The sequence below is a fragment of the Sphaerotilus sp. genome (genome assembly GCF_034519685.1).
Lineage (GTDB): Bacteria > Pseudomonadota > Gammaproteobacteria > Burkholderiales > Burkholderiaceae_C > Sphaerotilus.
Genome location: NZ_JAXHOF010000007.1, coordinates 109,729 through 124,015 on the forward strand (window position 1 = coordinate 109,729; position 14,287 = coordinate 124,015).

18 protein-coding genes are annotated in these 14,287 nt (G+C 68.6%); 6 read left to right on the forward strand and 12 right to left on the reverse strand.

Annotated features, from left to right (window positions below; genetic code table 11):
• Window positions 1-18 precede the first annotated feature (18 nt).
• Both U5O44_RS22380 and hpf read right to left on the reverse strand, forming a co-directional pair.
• Window positions 19-489 carry a PTS sugar transporter subunit IIA gene (locus U5O44_RS22380; protein ID WP_322590645.1) on the reverse strand — a complete coding sequence of 157 codons (471 nt, stop codon included), beginning with the start codon at window positions 487-489 and terminating at the stop codon, window positions 19-21.
• A gap of 232 nt (window positions 490-721) precedes the next feature.
• Window positions 722-1,069 (reverse strand): ribosome hibernation-promoting factor, HPF/YfiA family, encoded by a 348-nt coding sequence (hpf, locus tag U5O44_RS22385; RefSeq protein ID WP_322590646.1) that lies wholly within the window; start codon window positions 1,067-1,069, stop codon window positions 722-724.
• A gap of 279 nt (window positions 1,070-1,348) precedes the next feature.
• Here hpf and corA point away from each other — a divergent pair, with 279 nt between their 5' ends.
• The gene (gene corA, locus U5O44_RS22390; protein WP_322590647.1) at window positions 1,349-2,311 is read left to right on the forward strand and encodes a magnesium/cobalt transporter CorA; all 963 of its coding nucleotides are present in this window, start codon (window positions 1,349-1,351) and stop codon (window positions 2,309-2,311) included.
• Between the two features lie 197 nt (window positions 2,312-2,508).
• The gene (locus U5O44_RS22395) at window positions 2,509-2,916 is read left to right on the forward strand and encodes a hypothetical protein (protein ID WP_322590648.1); all 408 of its coding nucleotides are present in this window, start codon (window positions 2,509-2,511) and stop codon (window positions 2,914-2,916) included.
• Between the two features lie 20 nt (window positions 2,917-2,936).
• Here U5O44_RS22395 and U5O44_RS22400 read toward each other — a convergent pair whose 3' ends face one another.
• From U5O44_RS22400 to U5O44_RS22440, 9 genes are all read right to left on the reverse strand, one after another.
• Entirely contained in the window at window positions 2,937-3,386 is a 450-nt protein-coding gene (locus tag U5O44_RS22400; protein WP_322590649.1) for a nuclear transport factor 2 family protein, read from the reverse strand.
• Between the two features lie 10 nt (window positions 3,387-3,396).
• Window positions 3,397-4,170, reverse strand: a complete 774-nt coding sequence (locus U5O44_RS22405) for an SDR family NAD(P)-dependent oxidoreductase (RefSeq protein ID WP_322590650.1) — start codon at window positions 4,168-4,170, stop codon at window positions 3,397-3,399.
• A 13-nt stretch (window positions 4,171-4,183) separates the two neighbouring features.
• The gene (locus U5O44_RS22410) at window positions 4,184-4,768 is read right to left on the reverse strand and encodes a DUF3833 domain-containing protein (RefSeq protein ID WP_322590651.1); all 585 of its coding nucleotides are present in this window, start codon (window positions 4,766-4,768) and stop codon (window positions 4,184-4,186) included.
• 5 nt (window positions 4,769-4,773) lie between these two features.
• On the reverse strand, window positions 4,774-6,036 hold the full coding sequence (locus U5O44_RS22415; RefSeq protein WP_322590652.1) for an MFS transporter: 1,263 nt from the start codon (window positions 6,034-6,036) through the stop codon (window positions 4,774-4,776).
• Entirely contained in the window at window positions 6,033-6,617 is a 585-nt protein-coding gene (locus tag U5O44_RS22420; protein WP_322590653.1) for a chalcone isomerase family protein, read from the reverse strand. The genes U5O44_RS22415 and U5O44_RS22420 overlap by 4 nt, the downstream gene beginning before the upstream one ends.
• A complete protein-coding gene (locus tag U5O44_RS22425; RefSeq protein ID WP_322590772.1) occupies window positions 6,614-7,876 on the reverse strand; it encodes a cyclopropane-fatty-acyl-phospholipid synthase family protein in 1,263 nt (420 codons plus the stop codon). The genes U5O44_RS22420 and U5O44_RS22425 overlap by 4 nt, the downstream gene beginning before the upstream one ends.
• An 87-nt stretch (window positions 7,877-7,963) precedes the next feature.
• Window positions 7,964-8,749 (reverse strand): DUF1365 domain-containing protein, encoded by a 786-nt coding sequence (locus U5O44_RS22430; protein ID WP_322590654.1) that lies wholly within the window; start codon window positions 8,747-8,749, stop codon window positions 7,964-7,966.
• Window positions 8,746-10,062 carry an NAD(P)/FAD-dependent oxidoreductase gene (locus tag U5O44_RS22435; protein WP_322590655.1) on the reverse strand — a complete coding sequence of 439 codons (1,317 nt, stop codon included), beginning with the start codon at window positions 10,060-10,062 and terminating at the stop codon, window positions 8,746-8,748. Before U5O44_RS22435 ends, U5O44_RS22430 begins: the two co-directional genes overlap by 4 nt.
• A gap of 276 nt (window positions 10,063-10,338) precedes the next feature.
• Window positions 10,339-10,929: a glutathione peroxidase gene (locus U5O44_RS22440; protein WP_322590656.1), complete on the reverse strand. Its 591-nt coding sequence runs from the start codon at window positions 10,927-10,929 to the stop codon at window positions 10,339-10,341.
• A gap of 155 nt (window positions 10,930-11,084) precedes the next feature.
• Between U5O44_RS22440 and U5O44_RS22445 the strand changes: the two genes are divergently transcribed.
• From U5O44_RS22445 to U5O44_RS22460, 4 genes are all read left to right on the forward strand, one after another.
• Complete coding sequence (locus U5O44_RS22445; RefSeq protein WP_322590657.1) at window positions 11,085-12,026, forward strand: MerR family transcriptional regulator; 942 nt, start codon at window positions 11,085-11,087, stop codon at window positions 12,024-12,026.
• A gap of 89 nt (window positions 12,027-12,115) precedes the next feature.
• On the forward strand, window positions 12,116-12,676 hold the full coding sequence (locus U5O44_RS22450; protein WP_322590658.1) for a cytochrome b: 561 nt from the start codon (window positions 12,116-12,118) through the stop codon (window positions 12,674-12,676).
• Window positions 12,677-12,712: 36 nt separating this feature from the next.
• Window positions 12,713-13,297, forward strand: coding sequence for a YceI family protein (locus U5O44_RS22455; RefSeq protein ID WP_322590659.1), 585 nt, complete (start codon window positions 12,713-12,715; stop codon window positions 13,295-13,297).
• Between the two features lie 61 nt (window positions 13,298-13,358).
• Complete coding sequence (locus U5O44_RS22460) at window positions 13,359-13,934, forward strand: YceI family protein (RefSeq protein WP_322590660.1); 576 nt, start codon at window positions 13,359-13,361, stop codon at window positions 13,932-13,934.
• On the opposite strand, the gene U5O44_RS22465 is transcribed toward U5O44_RS22460, so the two are convergent.
• Complete coding sequence (locus U5O44_RS22465) at window positions 13,924-14,181, reverse strand: hypothetical protein (RefSeq protein ID WP_322590661.1); 258 nt, start codon at window positions 14,179-14,181, stop codon at window positions 13,924-13,926. The genes U5O44_RS22460 and U5O44_RS22465 overlap by 11 nt on opposite strands.
• Window positions 14,182-14,287: the final 106 nt, after the last annotated feature.

Genomic DNA, 14,287 nt, shown 5'->3' on the forward strand with positions numbered 1-14,287 from the left:
AGACCCAGTGCGGCTGGATCAGGCCACCGAACGCAGAGGTTCCCAGCGGGAAATCATCTCGTGCAGCTTGACAGGATCCGTCTCGACCTTGAGACGCTCGCGCAGTTCGCGGTCCGACAGCAGCTCGGCGATCTCGGAGAGGATTTCCAGATGTCGCTGCGTGGCCGCTTCCGGCACCAGCAGGAAGATCAGCAGCACGACCGGTTCGTCGTCCGGAGCCTCGAAGGCGATCGGTTGTGCCAGACGGACGACGGAGGCGAGCGGGTTCTTCAATCCCTTGATGCGTCCATGGGGAATGGCGACACCGTGCCCCAGCCCGGTCGAGCCCAGGCGCTCCCGTGCAAACAGGTTGTCGGAGACGGTGGCGCGGGCAATGGCGTGCTGGTTTTCAAACAGCAGACCAGCTTGCTCGAACGCACGCTTCTTGCTGGAAGCGTCCACGTTCACCAGCACATTGCCAGCAGGGAGGATCGCGGCGAGACGGTTCATCGAGATCGGGCGCCGGTTTGAGCATGAGCCTTGGCAAGCGCGGGTCGGGTGTGTTCGGGGAACCGATTATAGGAATCAGCGCGCCGCCTGTACGCAGCATCTCGCCCTTGAAACAAGGCCATGCGGGAGGCGGTTGCCGAAGGGCAACGCTCACCTTGTGCATTTCTTTCAAAAAAGACAGCGGCCCCGCTCAGGGGGCCGCTTTTCGCCGGGTGCAGTCGCGTGTGCTGCGTCAGGCGACTTCGCCCGCCATGGCAGTGCGCTTGGGCGAAATGTGGTGGTGGTCTTGCAGCTTGTCCTTATGGCGCACGACCTGGCGGTCGAGCTTGTCCATCAGTTGGTCGATCGCGGCATACAGATCCTCGCTGGCGCTTTCCACGAAGATGTCGCGCCCCTTGACGTGCAGCGTGACTTCGGCGCGTTGGCGGCGTTCCTTCTCCTTCTGCTTCTCCACAGTGAGCAGCACGTTGACATCCACGACCTGATCGAAGTGTCGCGTGACCCGGTCCAGCTTGGTCAGCACATATTCGCGCAGAGCAGGTGTAACTTCCAGATGATGACCGCTGATCGTGAGATTCATGAGGCCTCCTTTCGAGAGGTTGGGTGGGGAGTCGTTGAACCCAGTGTGACCATTTCATGAATCGCTGACAAGCCCTCCCTGTCACACCCTGCAAGCGCTGTGTGGAATTGCGCTGCACCCCTGAAAACCCGGTCAGTCCTCGGGTTTTCGAGCATTCAGACACACCCGCTTCCGCAGTGCAATAATTGGTTATCCCCGCCGGCACAGGAGTTGAACTCGGACAGCAGTCGCCCTCGGTGAACGTCCCCCTCCGGGCACGATCTGCATGCAGGAGCCCTGATGCTCAACGTCTTCACCTTGGCCAATGGCCGCCTGTTCCAGGAAGAGATCGATGCCCCCGAAGCGCTGGCCCATGTGGCGCCGGTCTGGGTCGACCTGGAAGCCCCCACGGCCCAGGAAAAAGGCTGGATCCAGGCACGCTTCGACCTGACGATTCCCGAGAACATCGTCGACGACGATCTGGAGGAATCGGCGCGGTTCTACGAGGAAGACAACGGCGAGCTGCACATCCGCTCCGACTTCCTGATCGACGACGGCGAGACGCCGCGCAACGTGCGCGTGGCCTTCATCCTGCACCACAACGTGCTGTTCTCGGTCCACTCGGAAGACCTGCCCGTGTTCCGCCTGCTGCGCCTGCGCGCACGGCGCATCCCGGCGATGATCGAGGACGCCAAGGACGTGCTGCTCAAGCTCTACGACGCCGATGCGGAGTATTCGGCCGACGCGCTGGAGGGCATCTACGATGCACTGGAAAAGGTCAGTGCACACGTGCTCAAGCAGGACGTGGACGACCACGCCGCCGGAGAAGCCCTCTCCGCCATTGCCCACCAGGAAGACCTGAACGGTCGCATCCGCCGCAACGTGATGGACACACGTCGCGCGGTCAGCTTCATGATGCGCAGCCGGCTGCTCAACGCCGAGCAGTTCGAGGAAGCGCGCCAGATCATGCGCGACATCGACTCGCTCGACTCGCACACCGCCTTCCTGTTCGACAAGATCAACTTCCTGATGGACGCGACCGTCGGCTTCATCAACATCAACCAGAACAAGATCATCAAGATCTTCTCGGTGGCCTCGGTGGCGATGCTCCCGCCGACGCTGATCGCCAGCATCTACGGCATGAACTTCCAGCACATGCCCGAGCTGTCGCAGACCTGGGGCTACCCGTTTGCACTCGGGCTGATGCTGGCGTCGGTGGCGGCGCCGCTGATCTACTTCCGCCGCAAGGGCTGGATGCGCTGATGGCGCAGGCCGAGACCGCCACTTCGCCAACTATGCACGCCGGAAATGCGCAAGTGATCGCTAGACTCCGTGGAACTCGGCCGTTTCAAGGCCGAACACACCAAGAAAGCCCGCAGCAGCCCTGGCGCGTGTGGGGGATGGGGTTGCTGGCAGGGTGGTGTCTGGCCGCCCTGCCAGCATTCGCTCAGTTCCAGTCCGTGCCGCCGCCCCAGCCGGTCGACGAGATCGCCTCGCTCACCACCTCGGCCGCCCGCAACGCCAGCGAATACCGCATCGAGGCCGCGCGCCACCTCTACATGCGCTACTGGCCGCAGATCCTCGACGGCAAGCTGCCCCCGATGCTGCACGCCGTCGCCGCGTTCCGCACCACCGTCGACAGCCGCGGCCGCATCACCGACCTGCGCATCACCCGCTACCCCGCGTCCGCGCATGAGGTCGTGCCGTGGATCCAGCGCCTGGTCTACGCCGCCGAGCCGTACCCACCACCGCCACGCGGCATGAAAACCGTGGTCTATCCCGAGGTCTGGCTGGTCACGGCCGAGGGCAAGTTCCAGCTCCACACCCTCTCCGAAGGGCAGGCGGACTCGGACGACCCGCCGCGCTGAGCCGATCTCTGCCGCAGCCCTCAGCCGGCCGCGCGGCGCTTGAGCCAGCGCATCAGGGCGCCGATCGCCGGCAGCTTCTCGTACAGCTCCTCCGCCGCGTCCCAGTAGTCGCGGTGCAGCACCAGTCGGCCATCCGGGCCGAAGCGCAGGTGCGAGCCACCGTGGATGGTCGTGGTGCCGGGCCCGAGCCGGGGCGCCTCGAACAGGAAGTCCCAGGTCAGGAAACACTGGTCGCCCTGCGCGATGGCGTCGAGCACGACAAACCGCGGCGAACCGAGCCCGTCGAACATGTGCGCGAACACGCGCCGGATGCCGGGGATGTCGTGGACCTCGTTGAACGGATCCTTGAAGCGGGCATCCAACGCATACAGCTCGCCCAGCCGGTCCAGATCGGCGCGTGTGAGCCCCTCGAAGAAGGTGATCACGCGGACCACCCGCGGGTCGGGATGGCGCAGCGTCGGCAAGGTCATGGCGTGGTCCTCACAGCCCCGTGGCGCGGCGCACCAGCGAGAAATACAGCCCGTCACCGAGCAGGCCCAGCAGCTTGAGCACCCGGCTGAAGCGCTTGGGGAAATGGACCTCGAACTCGCCCCGCGCCCAGCCCTTCAGGATCTCGTCGGCCGCCACCTCGGGCGTGATGAGCGCTGGCATCGGGTGGGTGTTCTGCGCGGTCAGCGGCGTCTCGACGAAGCCGGGGTTGATGACAGAGACGTCGATGCCGCTGGGCTTGAGGTCCATCTGCAGCACCTCGGCCATGTTGATCAGCGCCGCCTTGGTCGGGCCATACGCCAGCGCCTGCGGCAGGCCGCGGTAGCCGGCCACGCTGGCGACGAGGCTGATGTGGCCGCTGCGCTGGGCGAGCAATGTCGGCAGCACGGCGTCGAGCATCCGCATCGCGCCGGTGACGTTGATGTCCTGGTGGCGGAGTACCTCGTCGAGGTCGTAGGCGGTGGCGCGCACCGGCAGGTAGTGGCCGGCGCAGTAGAGCGCCAGATCGAGCCGGCCGTGCTGCGCCAGCAACTGCGCCATGCCCGCTTTCAGCGCACCGGGCGCAGCGGCGTCGAGCGGCAGGGCCATCGCGCCGGGGTGCGCCTCGGCGAACGCCTGCAACGGCGCGGCCTTGCGCGCCGAGACGACCACCTTGGCACCGCGCCGCGCCAGCGCCTCGGCCGTGGCCAGCCCGATGCCGGACGAGGCGCCGACGATCCAGACGACGCGGCCGGTCCAGTCGCGCAAGGGTTGGTTGACGGGCATGGCCGGTCCCGGTTCAGGGCTTGTGGAAGGCCAGCGTGACCTCGCCGAGCCGGATGCCGAACTTGCTCATCACGGCCTTGTTCAACATCACCTTCTCGTCCATCAGGTACATCCAGTCGTCGAACTGCACCTCGTAGACCTTGCCGTCCACCGGCAGCTTCAGCGTGTACTGCCAGCGCAGCGCATTGCCCGCCGCACGGCCCTGCGCCTCGCCGAGCACATCGTCGGCGCGGCCGGTGTAGCGCCCGTCGCCGAGGTCGGTCAGGCGCCAGACGCGGCGCTCGGTCTTGCCGTCGCTGTAGAAAAAATCCTCTTCGAGCACACCTTCGTTGCCGCTCCAGCGCCCGACCATGCGCACGGTGAAGCGCCGGGCGACCTTGCCGGAGCGGTCGGTGAAGACACCGTGGGCCGTCATCGGGCCGTTGAAATACTCGCGCAGCACCAGCTTCGGGGTCTCGCGGGCGTAGTCGTCCACCTGCGGCCCGGCACAGGCGGCCAGCAAGGCGGTCGTGGCGGTCGCCACGGCCACCGCCAGGCGCCGCACCGATCGGGTCACGTTCAGGGGGTTCACAGCGTTCATGGCGTTCATGGCCTTCATGGCATCTATCCTTCGATCACCCGGCGCAGGCGCCACAAAGCCCCCAGCGCCAGCAGTTTCAACCCGCACGGCAGTGCGGCATAGGCCAGGCTCAGCGACCACAGCGCGTCCGCGTCTCGGCTGCCCGGCGTGTAGCCCGCCCACTGCAGCGTGGGCAGCGCCAGCCCGGCGGCCAGCGCCAGGTTGAGCTTGGTCGCGCTGTTCCACCAGCCGAAGAACGCGCCCTCGGCCGCCCCGCCCTGCCCGCTGCGGCGCACGACGCCGGCCAGCAGCGCGCCCGGCACCACCAGGTCCGCCCCCAGCGCCAGCCCGCTGGCCAGACAGACCGCGAAGAAGCCGCCCGTGTCGCCCGCGCCCAGCCCCAGCGCGCCCACGAACGTCACCACCGCCAGCCCCATGCCCGCCGACCACGTCCGCACCAGCCCCCAGCGCGCCACCGCCCGCACCCACAGCGGCAGCGACAGCGCCCCGGCCACGAAGTACGCCGCGAGGAACGCGCCCTCCAGCGCCGGCGCCTGCAGCCGGTCGCGCACGAAGAACAGCACCAGCGTGGCCGGCACCGCGCTGGCGATGCCGTTGAGCAGGAACACCGCGATCAGCCCGCGGAACCCCGCCACCCGCCACGGCGCGCCCATCGACGGCGGCGCCGCCACCCGGCTGCGCAGCACCGGGCGCGGCGCCCGCCCCAGCGCCAGCAGCCCGGCCCCGAGCGCCAGCGCGAACACGCCCACCATCGCCGGCAGCCCCGCCACCGACGGCAGCACGCTCGCCAGCACCACGCCGACCAGCGCCGCGCCTTCGCGCCAGCCGACCCAGCGCGCCTGCGCCGCGTCACCGCCGCCGAGGCGCGCGCCCCAGCTCTGATGCAGCACGCTGGCCACGCTGTAGGCCAGGTACGTCGCCACCAGCAGCGCGCCACACCAGGCCAGCAGCGCCGACGGCGCCCCGCGCACCCCCGCCAGCGGAAAGAACAGCCCCGTCAGGCCCGCCACCAGCACCAGCGCCGCCAGCCCGAGCACGGCCCAGACCCGCTCCATCGCCCCGCCCAGCAGCGCATCGACGCGCTGGCCAATCCACGGATCCACCCCCGCATCGAACGCACGCACGGCCAGCAGCAGCCCGCCCAGCGCCGCCAGCGGCACGCCGAACTCCGCCGCGTAGTGGTTCGGCAGCACGACATACAGCGGCAGCGCCACGAATGCCAGCGGCAGCCCGAGCGCACCGTAGGCAAGGCCAGACCCGGCGCCGGACGCGGTGGCCGCGTTCATCCCGTCGCGCCCAGCAGCGCCTGGCGCAGCGTCGGCTCCGGGCTGCGCGGAGAGAGCCAGATGCCGAAGAACAAACGCGCGAACTCGGCGTCCGCCACCTCGCGGGTCGGGCGGGTGTTGTGGAAGAAGCGCGCCCCGCGCCCCGGCTGGTGCAGGCCGGTGAGGCGGTCGCCGCTGACCACATCCGGGAACGCGGCCACCATCGCCGCGCGCCAGTCGCCCGCCTGCCGGTCCTCGACGCGGTCGATGCGGCGCATCTCGTCGACCGAGCGGTCGGCGATGTCCGCGCCGCCGAGCTTGCGGGCGTAGAGCAGCTCCAGCGCAAACGGGCGCGTGGCGTAGTCCTGCGCGCTGATCGGCTCGCCGGCCACCCACAGCCGCGTGTCGTAGATGGTCAGGCCGAACCAGCGAAAGCGCATCTGCCCTTGCAGCCGCGCACCCGGCAACGCCGCGCGGACCTCGGCCGGCGGCTCGTTCGTGCCCTGCGCCGCCGCTGTCGTCGTCGTCGCCAGCAGGCCCGGCAGCGTGCTCATCGCGGTCAGCGCCGTCAGCACGGTCAAGGACTGGCGGCGGGTGGTCATGCCGCTTTCCTCAGCGTGTACTGCACGACGTTGGTGTTGCCGGTGTCGAACGCCGCCTCGCAATACGCGAGGTAGAAGTCCCAGGTCCGCATGAACGGCGCGTCGAAGCCCAGGCGCTGCACCGTCTCCGCCTGCGCGTGGAAGTCGGTCCGCCAGCGGCGCAGCGTCTCGGCGTAGTCCGGCCCGAAGGCCATCGCGGTCTCCACCACCAGCCCGGCCCGCCCGGCCGCCTTGCGGAACTCGGCGTCGCTCGGCAGCAGGCCGCCGGGGAAGATGTACTGCTGGATGAAGTCGGTGGAGCGCACGTAGCGCTCGAACAGGTCGTCGCGGATGGTGATGCTCTGGATGCAGGCGCGCCCGCCCGGCTTCAGGCAGCGCGCCACCGTCTCGAAGTACGACGGCCAGTAGGCCCGCCCCACCGCCTCGAACATCTCGATCGACAGCACCGCGTCGAACGGCGCGAAGCCGGGCGCCTGGGCGATGTCGCGGTAGTCCTGCAGGCGCAGGTCGGCCTGTGCCGCCGTGCCGTTGCGGGCCATGCGCTCGTTCGCCCAGGCGAGCTGCTCGGTGGACAGCGTGACGCCGGTGACGTGGGCGCCGAACTCGCGGGTCCCCATCTCGGCCAGCGCGCCCCAGCCGCAGCCGATCTCCAGCACACGGTCGCCCGGGCCGACACCGGCCTGCTGCAGCGCGCGGCGCACCTTGGCGTGCTGCGCGTCGGGCAGCGGCTTGGAGTGGTCGCCGTCGAACCAGGCGCTGGAGTAGTTCATCGTTCCGTCGAGCCACAGCCGGTAGAAGGCGTTGCCGAGGTCGTAGTGGGCGTGGATGTTGCGCTTGCTGCCTTCGCGGCTGTTGCGGTTGCGCAGGTGGCGCAGGCGGTGCAGCAGCGAACCCCACCAGCTCCCGAAGATCAGTTGATCGACCGCCTCCCGGTTCGCCAGCATGAAGCGCAGCAGCCCCGGCAGGTCCGGCGTGTGCCAGCCCCCGGCGATGAAGGTCTCGGCGAAGCCGATGTCGCCCGACTTCAGCACCGCCGAGAACAGCGACCAGTCCTTCACCGCGATCGACGCCTGCGGCTCGGCGCCGTGGCCGACGCGGCAGTGCGAACCATCGGGCCATTGCAGGTCGAGCGTGCCGCAGGGCAGTTTCTGCAGCACGCGGAACACCGCGCGGGCCGACGCCGGCGCACCGGCAGGCAACATCAGCGCCGCCGGGGTCAGCACGGCACCCATGGGCAAGCCGGCGCCCGCACCAGGCATGGCAGACAAGGCAGTCACGGCAGAAGCGGATCGAGCAGGACAGTTCATGGTTCGAAGCGGGTTGCGGGTTGCGGGGAAGGGCCGCCCTCAGCGGCTGACCAGCGCCGCAGGCGGCACCGGCTTGCGGAAGAACGGGACGCGCTGCCACCACAGGTGCAGCGCCTGCCAGTGGATGCGCGCCATGACGCCCAGCGTCAGCAGCGGGCTGCCGAGCCAGGCGCGGTGCAGGGCGTGGCGGGTCAGCGGCGTGAGCTGGCCGCTGACGCTGGTCTGCAGCAGCGGCTGGCCGGTGGCATCGTCGTGGTCGATGCGGGCCACCGTGCGATCGGCCGTGCGCATGAAGCGGAAGCGGTAGCCGCCCTCGATGGCGCAGAACGGCGAGACGTGGAACACCTTGTCGGCGCGCAGCTCGCGGCCCCAGCCCAGCGGCGCGGCGTCCGCGCCCGCCCCGGTCAGCAAGTAGCAATGGCGCTCGCCGAAGGTGTTGTTCACCTCGGCCACGATGGCGCGCAGCGTGCCATCCGCCCGGTGCGCGTACCAGAAGCTCACCGGCTTGAAGGCATAGCCGAGCACCCGCGGGTAGGTGTGCAGCCAGACCTCGCCGTCCGCGTCGGTGATGGCCTCGTCGGCGAGCAGGCGCTCGAACCAGGCCAGCGCATCGGCGCCACCGTCGCCGTGGTCACGGTCGTGGAAGCTGACGAGGCCGGCCCGGTTGCGCGCCAGCACCGGGTCCGGCTGCGTGCGCAATGTGCGCATCGGCAGCAGCAGGAACCACGTCGGGTAGCGGAACGCCCGCCGCACCGGCCGCAGCCGCGTGTGGCGCACCTCGCCGCGCCCGATCAGCGCACGCACCGGGCCGGTGTCGGGGTTCATGCCAGCTCCAGCGTGCGGGTGTCGACCCACTGGCGCTGCAGGCCGCGCACCACGTTCAGCCCCGACTTCAGGCCGTCCTCGTGGAAGCCGTAGCCCGTCCAGGCGCCGCAGAACCAGGTGCTGCGCTGGCCCTGGATCGCCGGCAGGCGGGCCTGTGCGTCGATGGCAGCGCGGTCGAAGACGGGGTGGCTGTAGTCGAACTCGGCCAGCACCTGGTTGGCGCGCACCGGCCGCACCGGATTGAGCGACACCACAACCGGCTGCTGAAAGGGCATCGGCTGCAGCCGGTTGAGCAGGTAATGCAGGCAGACGCCGGCATCCTCGGTCGCCGTGTCGCCGGCGTGTTCATAGTTCCATGCGGCCCAGGCCTTCTGGCGCCGGGGCAGCTGCCCCACGTCGGTGTGGAGCACAGCGCGGTTCGGGTGGTAGCGGATCGCACCGAGCACCCGCACCTCATCGGGGGTCGCATCGGCCCCCAGCAGGCGCAGCGACTGGTCGGAGTGGCAGGCCAGCACCACCTCGTCGAACAAGGCATCCCCATCGGCCGCCGACACCATCGCCCCGCCCGACGTCAGCCGCCGCACCGCCCGCACCGGCGTGTTCAGCCGCACATCGCGGAACCGGGGGCGCATCTTCTCGACGTAGTGGCGCGCGCCGCCCGTCACCGTGTACCACTGCGGCCGGTCGCTGACCTGCAGCAGCCCGTGGTTGTGGCAGAAGCGGATCATCGTGGCGATCGGGAACTGCAGCATCTGCTCGGTCGGGCAGGACCAGATGCAGCCGATCATCGGCAGGAAGTACCAGCGGCGGAAGGTGTCGGAGTAGCCCTCGGCGTCGAGGAAGGCGCCGATGGACTGGGCGAGCTGGGCTTCGCTGCCGGTGCGGGCGAGTTCGGTGGTGCGCTTGTTGAAGCGCATCAGCTCGCGCAGCATGCCCAGAAAGCGCGGGCTGAACAGGTTGCTGCGCTGCGCGAAGACGGTGTCGAGGTTGCAGCCGCTCCACTCCAGCGTGCCCTGCTCGGCCTGCACCGAGAACGACATGTCGGACGGCGCGGTCTCGACGCCGAGTTCGGCGAAGAGCTTCAGCAGCTCGGGGTAGGTGCGGTGGTTGAAGACGAGGAAGCCGGTGTCCACGCCCTGCGTATGCAGGCGCCCGTCCGGCCCGGGCAGCGTCACGTCGACGGTGTGGGTGTGGCCGCCGAGGTAGTCACCGGCTTCGTAGAGGGTGACGTGGCAGCCCTGGCCGGGAGCGCTCAGGTGCCAGGCGGTGGACAGGCCGGCGATGCCGGAGCCGATGACAGCGATGCGCCGCATGGTTCAGGCCCCCGCCGCAAGAGAAGAAAAGAAAACCCGTGCAGCACCCGGAAACGAAGGAGTGGGGAGGGAGGAGGAGATGAGCCGCCTCCGGGGGACTGCCGACCCCGGAGGGACGGTCAGGCTGCACGGTCGAAAATCGGTGATCGGGTCCATGCGGTAGACATACGCAGCACGGACCGGATCGGATGCACGGGTTTGGAGGATGGGTTGGCGACGAAGTTCCGGCGCCAAGGCAAAGATTTGTGTCGTCGGCATGGTGGATTCCTGGCCGGTTCAGCGCGCGCCGAGCATCGCCTGGACATCGCGCAGCAGCGCGGCGTCGTCGGGTTCGGTCTGGCTGGAGTAGCTGCGCACGGTCTTGCCGTCGCGGCCGATGAGGTATTTGTGGAAGTTCCACCGCGGTGTCTGGCCCGCGCGCCGGGCCAGGTCGGCGTAGAACGGGTGGGCCTTGTCGCCCTTGACCGTGACCTTGGTGAACATCGGGAACTGCACGGCGAACTGGTTCTCGCAGAACGCCGCGATCTCGGACGCCGAGCCTGGCTCCTGCCCTCCGAAGTCGTTCGACGGGAAGCCCAGCACCACCAGCCCCTGCGCGCGGTGGCGTTCGTACAGGGCCTCCAGGCCGCGGTACTGGGGGGTGAAGCCGCACTGGCTGGCGGTGTTCACCACCAGCACCACCTTGCCCGCGTACTGGCACAGCGACTGCGGCCGCTCGTCCTGCAGACGCGGCACGCTGCGGTCCAGCAACGCCGGGCAGGTGGCAGCCTGCGCAGCGCCTGCCCAGACGACCAGTCCGATCCAGCCGAGCGCCCGCCGGCGCTGGGTGGCCTGTGCGGTGCGTGAATCTTGCCGAGTCTTGAACATGATTTGTCTTGGGCAAATGTGGTGTTGAGGGTTATATTAGGCCTCAACACGGAATTTCACAAGCATTTGTCCAAGACATACCAAAGACACAAGGTTGACACTGGGGAACGCTGCAAGGTGGCGCGATCCGGTGTACGGCACACTCGGAGCCCCTGATGAACGACCGGGCACCCGCCGCACTGCACATGCTGACCATCGCCGCCGTCGAACGTGACACCCGCATCGGCAAGGACACGCTGCGTGTCTGGGAGCGGCGCTATGGCTTTCCGGCGCCCCTGCGCGACGACAACGGCGAGCGCCTGTACCCGCTCGACCAGGTCGAGCGGCTGCGCCACATCAAGCGCCTGCTCGACGCCGGGTGGCGGCCTGGGCGCGTGGTCGGTCTGCCATTGGAAGACCTGCAGTCCATCGGCGAGCTGGTCCGCCCTGCCAATGCCGCCGACGCCCCGGCCACCGACACCACGCTCAGCGCCGAGCCGCACGCGCTCTACCGGCTGCTGCGCGCCCACGATGTGATCGGCTTGCGCCGCGCCCTGATGCAGTCGCTGCTGCGGCGCGGTCTCGGGCATTTCGTCGCCGAGGTGGCCACGCCGCTGCTGGTGGAGATCGGACAGGCCTGGTCACGCGGACAGCTCGCCATCTTCGAGGAGCACCTGTGCAGCGAGGCGATCGAGACCGTGCTGCGCTCGGCCATCGCGTCGGCGCCCGAGGCGGCGGTGGACGGCAGCCCGCGTGTGCTGCTGACCACCATGCCCGACGAGCAGCACGGCCTGGCGCTGCTGATGGCCGAAGCGCTGTTCACGGTCGAAGGCTGTGCCTGCATGAACCTGGGCCGGCAGACCCCCGTGCCGGACATGGTGCTGGCCGCGCGTGCGCACCGGGCGCAGGTGGTCGCGCTGAGCTTTTCCTCGCTCAGCCCGACCGGCCCCTCGCTCGACCACCTGGGCAACCTGCGGGCGCAGCTGCCCGCCGACATCGAGATCTGGGCCGGCACCCCGCAGCAGGCCATGCTGCGCCGGGGCGTGGCGGGCGTGACGCTGCTGGACAAGCTGGGACAGGTGCGCACCGAAGTGGCCCGCTGGCGCGCGGTTCGCTGATCCGTGCGGCCATGGCGTTCAGCTTTTTGCTACGCATGCGTCAAGCCGGGTGAACTTGCGCCAGCGCAAGGCCCGGCAGACTGGCCCCCATGACAACGCGCAACACCTCCTCCCGCTACCACGGCCTGTCGATCGCCCTGCACTGGCTGCTGGCCTTCGGCCTGGTCGGCTCCTTCGCCGTGGGGATCTACATGCACGAGCTGCCGTTCTCGCCGACACGGCTGAAGCTCTACAACTGGCACAAGTGGGCCGGCGTGACGATCCTGGTGCTGTCGGCCGGGCGGCTGGCCTGGCGGCTGGTGCAGCCGCCGCCGGCGCTGCCGGCGCGCATCCAGGCCGCGATGCCCGGCTGGCAGACCAAGGCCTTCCACGCCACGCACCACCTGATGTACCTGCTGTTCTTCGCCGTGCCGCTGACGGGCTGGGCCTACAGCTCGGCCGCCGGTTTCCCGATCGTGTGGTTCGGCGTGCTGCCGCTGCCGGACTTCGTGCCGGTGGACAAGGCGCTGGCCGAGATGATCAAGCCCCTCCACGAACTCACCGCCTTCGCGCTGGCCGCGCTGGTCATCGCCCACGTCGGCGCCGCGCTCAAGCACCAGTTCATCGACCGCGACCGCCTGCTTGGCCGCATGGGCATCGGCCCGGTCTGAGCCCTGAGCACCACGATCCTTTTTCGGAGCGTTCACATGAACACCAGATTCAACACCTTCAGCACCGCGGCCCTGGCCGCCGCCGCCTTCCTCGTGCTGGCCAGCCAGCCCGCCCTCGCCCAGCAGAAGCTCGACGCAGCCAAGAGCGAGATGGTCTTCGTCAGCAAGCAGATGGGCGTGCCGGTGGAAGGCAAGTTCCGCAAGTTCGACGCCCAGGTCGCCTTCGACCCGAAGAAGCCCGAGACTGGCAAGGTCAGCTTCACCATCGACACCGGCAGCGCCAGCTTCGGCTCGCCCGAAACCGATGCCGAAGTCGTCAAGCCGGTGTGGCTGGGCGTGGCCAAGTTCCCGCAGGCCACCTTCCAGTCCAGCGCGATCAAGGCGCTGGGCGGTGGCAAATTCGAGGTGGCGGGCAAACTCACCATCAAGGGCAGCACACAGAACTTGACCGTCCCCGTGGCCCTGGCGCAAGCCGGCAGCACCACCACCGCCACCGGCGCCTTCGCCCTCAAGCGCCTCGAATTCAAGATCGGCGAAAACGAATGGGCCGACACGTCGATGGTCGCCAACGATGTGCAGGTCAAGTTCAAGCTGCTGCTGAGCGGCGTGCCGGCGCTCTGAGCGCGCCTGCGCCATCCCCTCCGAAATCCCCTCCAACCCTGAAGCTGAAGGAAACCCTCCCATGAAGAAGACCCTGCTCGCCCTGGCCCTGGTGCCCGTGCTGTTCGCCTCCGCCGCCAACGCCCAGAGCGCCGCCTACGCGATCGACCCGACGCACACCTTCGTGACCTTCGAGATCGACCACTTCGGCACCTCGACCAACCGTGGCCGCTTCGACAAGAAGGAAGGCACGGTCAGCTTCGACCGCGCTGGCAAGACCGGCAAGGTGGACATCACCATCGACACCACCTCGGTCAACACCGGCACCGCCCCGTTCGACGGCCACCTGAAGAGCGCCGACATCCTGAACGTCGCCGCCCACCCGACCGCGCGCTTCGTCAGCGACAAGTTCGTGTTCGAGGGCGACAAGGTCAAGGAAGTCACCGGCCAGTTCACGCTACTGGGCAAGACGCACCCGATCACGCTGAAGGCGAACAAGTTCAACTGCTACATGAACCCGATGGTCAAGCGCGAGGTCTGCGGTGGCGACTTCGAGGCCACCATCAAGCGCAGCCAGTGGGGTGCCAGCTACGGCATCAACTACGGCTTCTCGGACGACATGCGCCTGGTGGTCCAGGTCGAAGCCGTCAAGCAGTGAAACCTTGACGCCCCGCGGCACGGGCGAGCACCGTGACCAGCCTCTCGCTCGCTGTGCGCCAGGGTGCGCGCGGCTGGCGCGGCGTGAAGCCCAGCAAAGAGAGCGCGCCCTCCAGCGCCATCACGACCGATGCCAGCGCTGCCGCCAGCACGAGGGCGGGGCTCACTAGCACGATCAACGCCAGCCGGGTCAGCCCGGAGGACGTGGTGAACAGATTCGACCAGCGAATGCGCCTGTGGTACTTCATGGCGGTCCTCTCTTGAACAATTGTCACGACAGATACACAACAACCCTACAAAAGATCCATGTCGTAACACTCGTCACATGAGAATACCTTGATTCAGGGGGATTTT

Bases quoted from the DNA above. Each gene is read 5' to 3' on its own strand.
- U5O44_RS22440 (WP_322590656.1), bottom strand. From the start codon at position 10,929: ATGTTCAAGACTCGGCAAGATTCACGCACCGCACAGGCCACCCAGCGC.
- U5O44_RS22445 (WP_322590657.1), top strand. From the start codon at position 11,085: ATGAACGACCGGGCACCCGCCGCACTGCACATGCTGACCATCGCCGCC.
- U5O44_RS22400 (WP_322590649.1), bottom strand. From the start codon at position 3,386: ATGACCTTGCCGACGCTGCGCCATCCCGACCCGCGGGTGGTCCGCGTG.
- U5O44_RS22420 (WP_322590653.1), bottom strand. From the start codon at position 6,617: ATGACCACCCGCCGCCAGTCCTTGACCGTGCTGACGGCGCTGACCGCG.
- U5O44_RS22460 (WP_322590660.1), top strand. From the start codon at position 13,359: ATGAAGAAGACCCTGCTCGCCCTGGCCCTGGTGCCCGTGCTGTTCGCC.
- U5O44_RS22380 (WP_322590645.1), bottom strand. From the start codon at position 489: ATGAACCGTCTCGCCGCGATCCTCCCTGCTGGCAATGTGCTGGTGAAC.
- U5O44_RS22415 (WP_322590652.1), bottom strand. From the start codon at position 6,036: ATGAACGCGGCCACCGCGTCCGGCGCCGGGTCTGGCCTTGCCTACGGT.
- U5O44_RS22405 (WP_322590650.1), bottom strand. From the start codon at position 4,170: ATGCCCGTCAACCAACCCTTGCGCGACTGGACCGGCCGCGTCGTCTGG.
- U5O44_RS22435 (WP_322590655.1), bottom strand. From the start codon at position 10,062: ATGCGGCGCATCGCTGTCATCGGCTCCGGCATCGCCGGCCTGTCCACC.
- U5O44_RS22430 (WP_322590654.1), bottom strand. From the start codon at position 8,749: ATGAACCCCGACACCGGCCCGGTGCGTGCGCTGATCGGGCGCGGCGAG.
- U5O44_RS22455 (WP_322590659.1), top strand. From the start codon at position 12,713: ATGAACACCAGATTCAACACCTTCAGCACCGCGGCCCTGGCCGCCGCC.
- U5O44_RS22410 (WP_322590651.1), bottom strand. From the start codon at position 4,768: ATGAAGGCCATGAACGCCATGAACGCTGTGAACCCCCTGAACGTGACC.
- U5O44_RS22450 (WP_322590658.1), top strand. From the start codon at position 12,116: ATGACAACGCGCAACACCTCCTCCCGCTACCACGGCCTGTCGATCGCC.
- U5O44_RS22425 (WP_322590772.1), bottom strand. From the start codon at position 7,876: ATGCCTGGTGCGGGCGCCGGCTTGCCCATGGGTGCCGTGCTGACCCCG.
- hpf (WP_322590646.1), bottom strand. From the start codon at position 1,069: ATGAATCTCACGATCAGCGGTCATCATCTGGAAGTTACACCTGCTCTG.
- U5O44_RS22465 (WP_322590661.1), bottom strand. From the start codon at position 14,181: ATGAAGTACCACAGGCGCATTCGCTGGTCGAATCTGTTCACCACGTCC.
- corA (WP_322590647.1), top strand. From the start codon at position 1,349: ATGCTCAACGTCTTCACCTTGGCCAATGGCCGCCTGTTCCAGGAAGAG.